The organism is Paenibacillus sp. GYB006 (genome assembly GCF_036577645.1).
In the GTDB taxonomy this organism is placed as follows: domain Bacteria; phylum Bacillota; class Bacilli; order Paenibacillales; family Paenibacillaceae; genus Paenibacillus.
On the sequence record NZ_JARBDA010000023.1, the window covers coordinates 37,465 to 49,199 of the forward strand.

General features: G+C 45.7%; 9 protein-coding genes, 1 rRNA gene and 1 other RNA gene. 9 read left to right on the top strand and 2 right to left on the bottom strand.

The annotated features are described in order from the left end of the window. Positions 1-11: 11 nt before the first annotated feature. Entirely contained in the window at positions 12-1,079 is a 1,068-nt protein-coding gene (locus tag PV403_RS23395) for a response regulator transcription factor (protein ID WP_213535930.1), read from the bottom strand. Positions 1,080-1,162: 83 nt separating this feature from the next. Further along, positions 1,163-2,965, bottom strand: coding sequence for a histidine kinase (locus PV403_RS23400; protein WP_213535932.1), 1,803 nt, complete (start codon positions 2,963-2,965; stop codon positions 1,163-1,165). Between the two features lie 135 nt (positions 2,966-3,100). Between PV403_RS23400 and PV403_RS23405 the strand changes: the two genes are divergently transcribed. From PV403_RS23405 to PV403_RS23445, 9 genes are all read left to right on the top strand, one after another. Next, on the top strand, positions 3,101-4,477 hold the full coding sequence (locus PV403_RS23405) for an ABC transporter substrate-binding protein (RefSeq protein WP_213535934.1): 1,377 nt from the start codon (positions 3,101-3,103) through the stop codon (positions 4,475-4,477). 24 nt (positions 4,478-4,501) lie between these two features. Next, positions 4,502-5,464: a carbohydrate ABC transporter permease gene (locus tag PV403_RS23410; RefSeq protein ID WP_213535936.1), complete on the top strand. Its 963-nt coding sequence runs from the start codon at positions 4,502-4,504 to the stop codon at positions 5,462-5,464. A 44-nt stretch (positions 5,465-5,508) separates the two neighbouring features. Continuing rightward, the gene (locus PV403_RS23415) at positions 5,509-6,333 is read left to right on the top strand and encodes a carbohydrate ABC transporter permease (RefSeq protein WP_213535938.1); all 825 of its coding nucleotides are present in this window, start codon (positions 5,509-5,511) and stop codon (positions 6,331-6,333) included. 104 nt (positions 6,334-6,437) lie between these two features. Further along, the gene (locus PV403_RS23420; protein WP_249717838.1) at positions 6,438-7,349 is read left to right on the top strand and encodes a sugar phosphate isomerase/epimerase family protein; all 912 of its coding nucleotides are present in this window, start codon (positions 6,438-6,440) and stop codon (positions 7,347-7,349) included. Positions 7,350-7,447: 98 nt separating this feature from the next. Further along, on the top strand, positions 7,448-8,509 hold the full coding sequence (locus PV403_RS23425) for a Gfo/Idh/MocA family protein (protein ID WP_213535940.1): 1,062 nt from the start codon (positions 7,448-7,450) through the stop codon (positions 8,507-8,509). Between the two features lie 66 nt (positions 8,510-8,575). Further along, a complete protein-coding gene (locus tag PV403_RS23430) occupies positions 8,576-9,604 on the top strand; it encodes a Gfo/Idh/MocA family protein (RefSeq protein WP_213535942.1) in 1,029 nt (342 codons plus the stop codon). A 287-nt stretch (positions 9,605-9,891) separates the two neighbouring features. Beyond that, positions 9,892-10,371 (top strand): SsrA-binding protein SmpB, encoded by a 480-nt coding sequence (gene smpB, locus PV403_RS23435; protein ID WP_213535943.1) that lies wholly within the window; start codon positions 9,892-9,894, stop codon positions 10,369-10,371. A 271-nt stretch (positions 10,372-10,642) separates the two neighbouring features. Continuing rightward, positions 10,643-11,006: a transfer-messenger RNA gene (ssrA, locus tag PV403_RS23440) on the top strand. 665 nt (positions 11,007-11,671) lie between these two features. After that, a 16S ribosomal RNA gene (locus PV403_RS23445) occupies positions 11,672-11,735 on the top strand; the annotation flags it as partial.

Sequence of the window (11,735 nt, forward strand, 5' to 3'; positions counted from 1 at the left end):
TGTGAAATAAACTAAATACTTCGATGCAGCTTACTATAATCAGCCGGGGCAATGCCATAGATTTTCTTAAATGTTTTACTGAAATGAGGGTAGTCTGCGTAACCTACTCGTTCACATATTTCGGAGGCGCTGTGGAGCTGCTCATCAAGCAGTATCTTTGCTTTTTCCATACGCAGCCGAGTAAGGTACTGCACATAACTAGTCCCGGTCTCTTCTTTAAATAAACGACTGAAATAGGTGACCGACATACCTGCAATATCAGCTGCGGCCTGAACAGATAAAGTGCTGTCGGATAGGTTATCTTTTGTATACGTGATCGCTTTGGAAATATGAGTCCGTGAGCCGAAGTTTCGTGATGACTTCACCGCATGCAGTAGGATTTGAGTATAAGCTCTGCACTGAATCAGAACAGAGGAAGTGGCATTGATTTTCTCATCTGCATCCGCAGTTAACTCTCTATAGATTGGATGATCTTGAAAAGAAAGCCCGCGATTCGCGAGTTCATTCATTATTTTCTCTTGCAATATGTTATTTAAAGTGGGAAAAGGAATTTCATCGGCGGCCTCTTTTTCGTAATGGTGAACGAGTTTGTGAAGCAGTTCGTCTACAGCTTTCTCATCCAAACGCCAAATCGCATCGGATAATTGTAGCAGCAGCTCTTCGTGACCTAGGAACCACTGTCTATAATCCATCACTCTCCGTTTTTGTTTCTCCAATCGGTGATAGATGGCTGTAAGCGTCTGCTGAAACTTCTCAGGGCTTACGGGCTTGAGCAAGAAGTCTTCTACTCCTAATCGCAGTGCACGCTGTGCATACTCAAATTCACCATACCCAGAGATGACAAGAAAAAGAACATCGGACCTTACTTGTTTTGCTTTTTCAATAAAAGCAAGACCGTCCAGACCCGGCATACAGATGTCAGTAATGATGAGGTCTGGTTTCTCTTTCAGCAGTAAAAGTGCTTCCGCTCCATCTTCGGCTTCGCCTACGACACGGAAAGGATGTTCCGAGGACTCTACCAGCTTCGCCAAACTGCGATGAATCATGTATTCATCATCTGCAATGATTACTTTATACATGAAAACTCCTCCTAAGTGTAAAGGTGGGTTAGGCAGTGACCGTCTGGGGGTTCATTTTAATGAATAAACATAAAGAGTTATTTTCAATTCATTCGGCGTGGAAGTCTAACTTCGATATGCGTACCCTCATGGTTAGATGAGGCGATATACAGCCCGTAAGCATCTCCAAAAGACAGACGAATTCGCTCATGTACACTTGCGAGACCGATACCATTTGATGCAATAGCCTGAGAAGCGGGTGCTTGTTGAAAATAGGCATTTAACTGCTCTCGCTTTTCTTCACTCATTCCATGTCCTTTGTCTTTCATGTGGAGAACATACCGATCTTCCTCTGTGCTCAGGGTAAGTCCTATATAGGCAGGCGGAAGGCGATGATTCTGATATCCATGAATAAAAGCATTTTCGGCCAGCGGCTGCAGCGTCAGTCGAATCAGATATACGTGACAGAGCATTGATTCATCGAGTGCATCAAGGTTTATATCGATCCTCAGTTTGCGGTACCTGGCCGCCTGAATATCCAAATACGCTCTAAGATGACCAATCTCCTCTCGGAGGGTAACGATTTGATGTGCATTTTTTAAATTGTAACGGAAAAGATCCGCAAGAGAAGTGGTCATTTTGCTGATGACCTCATTGTTCTCGATGATCGCATGACTATTAATAACCTCTAGTGTGTTGTATAGAAAATGGGGGTTAATCTGTGATTGCATGGCCTGCAAAGCAGATTCTTTCTGAGCCAGTTCATGTTCCCGTTCCTTCAGCTTGGCAGACTGTACCTCTTTCACAAGTCGTTTTAACTCCCCGACCATATGGGCATGACTTCGAAAAAGCTTTCCAATCTCATCGCGCCGCTCCGTCATTGTGGTAATTGGCAGCGAGAAGTCCCCCGTCTGCACCCGCTTCATTAACCTCTCTAGCAGCGATAAAGCACGGCTAATTTGGAGTGAGAATCCTCCTAGAATAAAGACAGTAACGATCATAATACATGCAAAAAAGTAAATTGCCGTAGCACGAAGGTCCAGTAGTTCGCCAATCACGGCATCCTTAGGTTGCTCTAGAGCAACAACCCAGTCGGTTTGAGAAGAGTGCTCATACAACAAAATATTTTGAAGATCCGTTTCATATTCATGTAATAAACCTGTCTTGCTGGATGTAAGTTCATGAACAAGGGAGGGGGGAAGTGAAGTGCCGATTCTCGTTTGCTCTGGATGGTAAATGACCTGTCCACTGTGTGCATCAGTAATCCATATTTCAAGTTCATGGTGAGAGACATTTTTGCATATACCCGCAATCTGGCTGAGATGGAGATCGACAATAAGCAAACCTTCAAACAGATAGCTTTGATTGCTTGAAATCTTTCGGGTCACCGTAAGGACAGGCTCAGAACCTACATAACGAATCCCCTCAATATGAAAATCATCCATTTGATCCATTTTCCCCAGTAAAAGCCGATTCCGGTGCGTAATTTGATCCATATTCAGAAGTTCTGGAGCGCGGGTATAGTCACTGACAACAAAACCATTCTTCGCTACAAGGGACATGCCCACTACATCATCTCGGCCGTATAGCATTTGGGCAAAGATCCCCTTTTCAATGGATTCAGATAATTTCAAATAGGCGTAAGGAGACAGGCTGCGGCTATTAATGAGATTCTGAATGCTTGCTCCCGAAAGAGAAGGATAGGTGGAGGTTTCAAGACCGGCAATGTACAAGTTTAGGTACTCTGTGGTCTGGGTCACGATCCGCTGGTTCGAAGCAATGGTTGATTCTTCAATGGTTTCCGTGGAGGCATTGTACCAATAGGTGCCGAGGAGAAGAACAGGCAGACAGACGAACAACAGGCTAATGGCAATGAGTTTTTTGTTAATGGTTAGATTCTTCAGCATAGACTGCTTGATCACTCCCTTGCCAAACTTCAGTGTAGGAAAAGACAACCGGAATACGAAAAACCATTCCACTTGGGCTTACAATATTTACAATATAAGGTGTGAGATGGATCTAATATAACGGGGGGCGGTTTCATGGTCAAGCGTAAAGGCATGTCTGTACTCGTATGTATGCTGCTTGTGCTGACAGTATTCGCAGCAGGTTGCAGCAAGGGCGGGAGTGGTACTGCAGATTCACCGGGGGGAGTAACAGAACCTAAGCCAGGCACAGATACACCAGCGCAGGAGCAAACCGAGATTACCCTTGGTTATTATTCAGATGGGAAAAGCGACGCCAAGATGAAAGAACTCATCACTACATTTACGGATAAGCATCCTAACATTACTGTAAAAACGCAAAGTGCACCGTATGGCCAGTTCTATCAAAAACTCGATACCCAGATTGCGGCGGGTAAAGCCCCGGATGTGTGGTTATCCGATGGAGCACTTGTCATGAAGTATGCCGAACGCGGTACGCTGAAAGATGTGACGGAGTGGATCAACAAGGATCTCAATAAAGATGATTATTATGGCTTAGAGTTCAATAAAGATGCCGAAGGCCACTACTGGGGAATTCCCCAAGGAATTCAGATTGGTGTGCTGTATTACAACAAAGATCTTTTTGATAAAGCAGGGGTAAGTTACCCAGAGGATAGCTGGACCTGGGAAGATTTGAAGCTTGCCGCGGAAAAACTGACGGTGGATGCAAGTGGAAAGACAGCTGTCGATGCAAGTTTTGATGCAAATAGCGTAAGCCAGTTTGGTCTAACCTTTTTTAGCATTACCGAAGGTTGGTTCTCCGTACTGAAATCGTATGGTGGAGGCATTCTGGATGAGACAAATACAAAATCCATCGTAGATTCCCCGGAAAATAAGCAGGCAATGGACTGGATCGTAGACGGTATGAATAGAGGAATCTTTACGGATCCGGTTGATCTGAAAAGTTTCCAAAGCTCGATGGCTGTATTCCCAAGCGGCTCTGCTGCGATGCGGATCGGGATTTATGCACGTGTTCAGGCAGCTAATGAAGCAGGACTTAATTATGATGTAGCGCTACTTCCAACAGGTCCAGATGGCAAGCGTTTTGCTCCCGTTATTGCGAACTCTTGGGTAATTAGCGCGAAGGCAGATGATGCTAAGGCACAGGCTGCATGGGAATGGATGAAATTCTGGGCAACAGAAGATGAAGTACAAAAAGAGTGGGCAGCACTTGGCGAAGCCGTTCCGGTAAAAAAGTCGGTAGCGAATTCTGACGTATTCCTTACCTCAGGAGCAAACCCTGCGAATCGCCAGGCTTTCCTCGATAGCTTTGAGTTTGCCGGGACTCTCGATACGAATGCCGTATGGGAAGAGTGGGTATCGAAGTTTAATGAAAATGCAGAGCGTGCCTTCCTTGGTGATACACCTGTAGAAGAGACACTGAAAAAAGCGAATGAAGATATACAGAAAGTGCTGGATGGTTTCTATCAGTAAAAAACAGACAAAGGAGAGCCGCCCATGATTCCAAGTGAAACTCCTCAAGAAGTACAGAAGAAAAAGCGGAGGTTTCAGGCGGCGGGACGAAGCAGGTTATTGCGATCAGAAGGCAGGTGGGGACTCCTCATGGTGTCCCCCTATCTGATACATTTTCTCGTCTTCGTGGCAGGACCGCTGGCTGTCTCCCTCTATTTCAGCTTCACAAAGTATGACATGTTAACTCCACCACAGTGGATTGGACTAGGAAATTATGAGCAGTTATTTCAGGAACCTTTATTCTGGAAGTCTCTATGGAACACCCTTTACTTTGCTATCCTTTTCGTGCCGATCCAGACGGTGCTTGCGCTCATTCTTGCTGTGATGCTGAATCAGAAGCTGAAGGGACTAAAATTGTTCCGGATGGCTCACTTTATTCCGGTGATTTCTTCCTGGACGGTTATTCTTTATGTGGCTGATTCGATCTTTAATCCCCGTTTTGGGATTGCGAACTCGCTTCTCATCAAATGGGGCCTTGATCCACAGCAGTGGTTGAACAGTGAAAAATGGGTTATTCCCTTGCTCGTTATCATTGCCGTATGGAAAGGAATCGGGTACATCATGATTCTATTTCTGGCAGGGCTCCAAAGTGTTCCTGGCGAGCTGTACCAAGCGGCAGAAATGGATGGAGCCGGTGCTTTTCGTAAATTCCGTGCCATTACGGTACCACTTATATCGCCTACCACGTTTCTTGTCATCATCCTAAGTACGATTTCTACGTTTCAGGCATTCGAACAAGTCTACGTCATGACAGGGGCCGGGGATATCTCTTCCGCAGGCGGACCTCGAAATGCGAGTCTTGTGCTCATGCTGTATTTGTATAGAGAAGGATTCTCCTTCATGCATATGGGTTATGCCTCGGCGATTGCTTGGGTCCTGTTTATGATCTTGTTCAGCCTCACGCTCGTACAGATGAAAATGCAGAACCGGTGGGTGCACTACAATTGAATGCGGCTATACCTGTTTTTCTGTAAGAAAGGAAGTGGATACGGATGCCCGGTAAAAACCTGCGTAAAGCAGCTGCATATCTGGCTATTATTATCAGTTCACTCGTTATGCTTGTCCCATTTGCCAAGGCTGTACTCAATTCTCTAAAGACCTATAAGGAATATACAGCCGTACCGCCTACCTGGTTCCCGGACATCTTCCAGTGGTCAAACTATGCTGAGGTGCTGAAGCTGGGGGATTTCGGAACCCAAACGATGAACAGCTTTATCGTATCTATACTCTCGGTCATTGGGACGCTGTTATCCTGCTCATTAGTCGGTTATGCGTTCGCGAGACTTCGGTTTCCAATGAAAAATATACTCTTTCTCATTGTACTCGGTACGATGATGATTCCGCCTGTGGTTATTATTATCCCGCACTTTATGATCTTCAACTCCATGAACATGCTGGATACACTAACCCCGCTTTGGGTCATTGAATGGCTTGCTCAGCCTTTTGGCATCTTTTTAATGCGGCAGGCGTTTCTCGGGATTCCGGGAGAGTATGAGGAAGCGGCCAAAATGGAAGGCTGCAACCCGCTGCGGATTTACTGGCGGATCTACATGCCAATGAGCTTACCTTCGCTTGCTACCCTCGCGATCTTTACGTTTATGAGCAAGTGGAATGAGATCCTCGCTCCTTCCATTTACCTGAGTTCCAGTGAGAAGTTTACCCTTCCGATCGGGATCTTGGGGCTGAAAGGACAATGGGTGGGGAATGAGCAGCTGATGGTTGCTGCAGCACTGATGAGTTTGCTTCCGATCCTACTGGTCTTCTTGTTTGCTGAGAAATATTTTGTGCAAAATCATTCGGCATCAGGGATTAAGTAAGGGCATGGATTATACCTAGTTAGTCAGATTAAGTAGATGGATTGAAATCATATATCGCGTCATATGTCGCTTCCTACTTAGGAAGAAGAGGAGTGAGCATGCTGATGAGTAATGAGCTTAAATATACAAGAAGGATACCCCTCGCCGCTTTTAGCGGATCGTTAATAGATTATCCCCTGCGAGAAGCAATGGAAATTACAGCAGGGCTTGGATTTGATGGGATTGAAATTGCCTGCCGCTCTCCTCACCTTGGACTGGATACACCCCTGGAAGAGGTGAGAGAGTTAGGCGATTATGCAGCGGGGCTTGGACTTTGCATCCCGGCACTAGCAGGATACACGGGTCACTTCTCCACTCTAAATGATGAAGAATGTGAAGATGCGCTGGAGGAATTTCAAAAGTTGCTTCGGATTGCCGAGGTGTTGTCTGTTCCTTGTATTCGGGTTTTTCCGGGAGGACCTAATGCGTTCTTGGCAGAGGATCAGCACTATGAGAGAGCGGCTCACTATTTAAGGAAATGTATCGCAGAGGCGGAAGAGTCCGGAATTCAGCTGCTGATTGAGATTCACAATCAGACCTTAGTGGAAGATGCAGATAGTGCGCTGCGTCTCTTAGAGTTAACAGGTGGATCAGGGCTTGGTTTTATCCATGACGCAGGCAATATGTATATTTCAGGTGTGGACTTTGGGGAAGCGTCCGTGCGAAAGCTTGGAAGCCATCTGAGCCATATCCATATAAAAGATGAGAAACGGATTGCAATAGAAGGTGCAGAAGGGTCTTTTAGCAATCGAACTCGGCATGGCATAGAGGCATTTATGCAGTGCAGGCTAGGGGAAGGTTATGTAGATCACCGGCCCATGCTGGCTGCTGCTTTGGAGAGCGGGTATGCCGGCTGGATCACACTGGAGTGTGCAGCCCCTTTTCCACCGAAAGAGCGACTTGCTTATGATCTGGCTGAGATCGAAAGACAGCTTGAAGCTGTGAGAGAGGGCAAGAGAAGCAGTTCACTTGAATAGCTGAAATTAGATCATGGTGGATCCATGCAGATGCAGGTAGAAGAATCAGAGGATGGTGGGCCCGTGTAGATACAGGTAGAGAAGGAGGGAATTGTCCCATGACGTTAGGTAGCAAAAGAACAGAAACAGATGGGAAGGGTGATCATGGTGCCTTTGCTATAGCCGGCTGTCAGCATCCCCATATTTCTATCTTTATAGAGGAAATGCAGGCACTCGGGCATCCCTGTGCTGGGATATATGATGAAGGCGATCAAACGCTGGCAAGGCAGATAGCGGAGCAGTACCAGCTTCCTTTTGCGGATCGTATGGAAGAACTGCTGGCGAATGAAGATGTAAAGTATGTCGGTAGTTCTGCTATCAATAACGAGAAGATTCAAATTGTTGCTGCCTGTGAGCGGTATGGAAAACATCTGATGCTTGATAAGCCTGCTGTGGTAGACCAGGCAGGGCTGAATCAGCTGGAACAGATCATAGGCAGGGGAAAGATTCAGATTGGCATGCTGTTAACTGAGCGATACCGGCCGGCTGTATATACACTGTATGACCTCATTCGTAAAGATGAGCTTGGACAAGTGATGAGTATTACGATGCGAAAACCACATCGATTACGGCCAGATACGAGGCCCGATTGGCATTTTAGCAAGGAGCAGTCTGGCGGAATTGTTATTGACCTGCTCATACATGATTTTGATCTCCTCAGATGGCTGACAGGACAGGAAGTAAGAGAAGTGAGCGGCAGAATGGGGAAACAGATCTTGCCGGAGTACCCCGAGTTCTATGATACGGCAGCTGTACAAGTAGAAATGGATCAAGGAACCGTGGCGCAGCTGTATGCTGACTGGCATGCACCGGAGAAATGCTGGACGTGGGGTGATGGCCGTATTTTTGTAACGGGAACAAAAGGAAGTGCGGAGATTCGGCTTGCCGGTGACCCTGTCGTTTCGACTGACGAAGAATTGCTGCTTATGATGACGCATGAACAAGCGCTTGTGGAAGTTCCACTAAGAGCACCCGTAGCATCGGTGACGGAGGATTTTTTGAGACGTGTCCGAGGAGAAGCACATGATTTCACCCACCAAGATTTGCTTGAAGCGACGAAAGCAACTTTGCTTGCTGATGAGCAGGCCAAACGAGTGAAGTTCTTAAGATCAATCTCTTAGTCATAATCTTAACCCGGATTTAGCTAAAGGTTAGATGACAATGAATGGGACAGGGGGAAAATAAAGATGGTATCTAAGGTGAAACCGCTAAGGTATGGAATTGTTGGCTGCGGGATTATTGCAGAAGTTCATGCAGCCGAGATGGTCAAAATACCAGAAGCGGAGCTAATCGCCGTGTGTGATAGCAAGCCCGATCATGCAGCTAGGTTCTCAGCACAATACGGGGCGGCTGCGTACAGCGATCTCGATCAGTTGCTTGCACGGACGGACATTGAAGCGGTATGTATCTGTACCCCTAGCGGACTGCATGTCGAGCAAGTGATACGGGCTGCTAAGGCAGGAAAGCATGTTCTCTGTGAGAAGCCAATGGCCATTGAAATAAATGGAATGGACCGGATGGTTGAGGCTTGCCGTGAGGCGGGTGTGAAGCTGGCTACTATTTTTCCAAGAAGGATGTCTCCTCAAGCACAATATGCGAAGCAGCTTATTGAACAGGGTGCTCTGGGCAGGCTGAGCTTATGTTCTGCTTACGTCAAAATCTATCGCAGTCAGGATTATTACGACAGTGCCGGCTGGCGGGGAACCTGGGAGATGGACGGCGGGGGTGCCATGATGAATCAGGGGATTCATACAGTCGATTTGCTGCAGTGGCTTGCTGGAAATGTCGTCTCATTACAGGGAAAAGCTCGGAATGTACTGAGGAACATCGAGGTAGAGGATACGGCTATTACAATGCTTGAGTATGAGAGTGGAGCTATGGGTGTGCTGGAAATTACTACAACTGCCTTCAAAGGCAAAGGAATGCGTATTGAAATCTATGGTGAGAAGGGTTCGCTGATCATCGAAGAAGAAGATATTGTACAGCTGGAGATCGAAGGGCAGCAGGTTCAGCTTCCTGTTTTTCCTCCATTTCAAGTAATACCTGACGGACACAGGGAACAGATCCGTGATCTCTGTTATGCGGTACGTGAGCAGAGAGAGCCGGTTATAACCGGAGAAGAGGGAAGACATTCGCTGGAGATTATTCTTGGAACGTATGCTTCTTCTCGTCAGCAGGAAGAAATTCGACTGAAAGAGTATTTCGCTGTGAGATAGGCGTGACATGAAGGAGCGGCTTGAAGAGGAAAGATGGGCCGGCAGAATGAATTCTCTGCGGGCCTTGGTTTATTTTCACGGGAATTCGCAGGGAGGAGGAATGAAGACGAATGTAGAGGTTGCATATTAGGATTTCGATGCTTCAAAAAGCTTGTTTGGGGTACAATACATATAGAGGTTTGTTACCTTGATTTTGGGTCTGTATATTTGTTACAATGAAGACCGGAATAGAGTTAGCTAGCAATACCGTCCAGTGTGAATAAATGATCCTGAGAAGAGGTGAGAACATGGCGAAGAATACGGACAGTAAAGTGCTTGCGCAGAATAAAAAAGCTTCCCATGACTACTTTATCGAGGATACGTATGAAGCAGGGATGGTGCTGACCGGTACGGAGATTAAATCTCTGCGAAATGGTCGTGCGAATATTGGAGATGCCTTTGCGACGATTCGTAATGGAGAGATTCATATTCACAACATGCACATTAGTCCATTTGAGCAAGGGAACCGCCACAATCCGGAAGACCCGACAAGAACACGTAAGCTGCTTATGCATAAAGCGCAGATCCATAAACTCCTTGGTTTATCCAAGCAGGATGGATACTCGATCGTACCACTCAAGATTTATATCAAGAATGGGTACGCGAAGCTGCTTCTTGGACTTGGTAAAGGTAAGAAGCAATATGATAAACGGGACACTGCTGCGAAGCGGGATGCACAACGTGATATTCAGCGTGCACTGCGAGAGAAGCAGAAGATTGCTCGTTAAGATGTAAGGTTAATGGTTTATGGTTGATGGTATGAAGCTTCATTTGGTAACTCTCTCCTTGTTTACCTGCAAGATGTAGTGTGCTATCTGTCGCATTATATATATTTTTGTGATATACTAAGTTTCGTACGAGAGAGGAACATACGATCTCGTGAAGACAAGTTTTTACTGCTTCTGATTATCCTTTTACCATGGAGGAAAAGGATACGGAATAGATCTACTTTTGCTCAGGATTACAATCCGATCTATCCAAAGAAGCCCTTTTTATTAAGGGGGCGTTTATGGATTCGACGGGGATAGTTCGAGCATGGGTAGCGGGTAGTGGGGACGCGTCCGCTTCATCAACGCTAAAGCCAATTAAACGGCAAACAACAAAACAACTACGCTTTCGCAGCTTAATAACCTGTGAGCGTGCTCTTACTCTGTATCGCCCATGTACCGGGATAAGGGCTCAACTTTAGTGGGATACGCTGTCTAGTCTCCGCCTGCGGCTAGCTGAAGAAGACAATCAGGCTGACCTGAAGAGAATCCGGTAACGGGGAGTCTCTAGGGTGACATTAAATCTGTTACTACACCCGTAGAAGCTTATGTGGCGTTATCTTCGGACAGGGGTTCGACTCCCCTCGCCTCCATACATAAACCCAGTCCTGATAAGGGCTGGGTTTTTTAATTAATATTGATTGTTGATCAGGGGATCAGTTCGAAACGCATAGTTACCTCTTACCTCTGTATCCCAGTTTGCAACGATCTCTCTATTGAATACTTCCAAAAAGTTTGATTTTCTGCATTCTAAATTAACCAATGTGTTAAGAGGAGAGAATTTCAGCCCAAATCCTGATATTTACGTCCATACTAATAGTTTGGGAATAACGAACTGTAAAAGTGGATCTATCCAAGAATGGAGTGTCATTGTCTGCTGACCCAAATGTGATTAGTAGAGTTTTTAATTTTTTCAAAAAAGTACTTGCATAATTTTTATCAGCATGGTATATTCTAATTCCGGCCAAGAAGTTAGACAGTAAGCAACACGCTGAATAACCAAGCAACTTAACGAAGTCGAATGAAACTTCTATAAAAAGCTTGACACTCTGAACCGGAAATGATATGATATAAACTCTTCTGACGACGAAAGTTGTTAGCGAGATTGATCTTTGAAAACTGAACAACGAGGAGTTTTACGCAAGTGAAACTCGTGAGTGAATTAATACAAATTCAATTTGTTGGTCATAACAAATTGAATAGAGAACGTTAAGTTCTCGTCAGCATTTTCTAAATGAGCTTATCGCTCTTTTCAATAACTTTATTGGAGAGTTTGATCCTGGCTCAGGACGAACGCTGGCGGCGTGCCTAATACATGCAAGTCG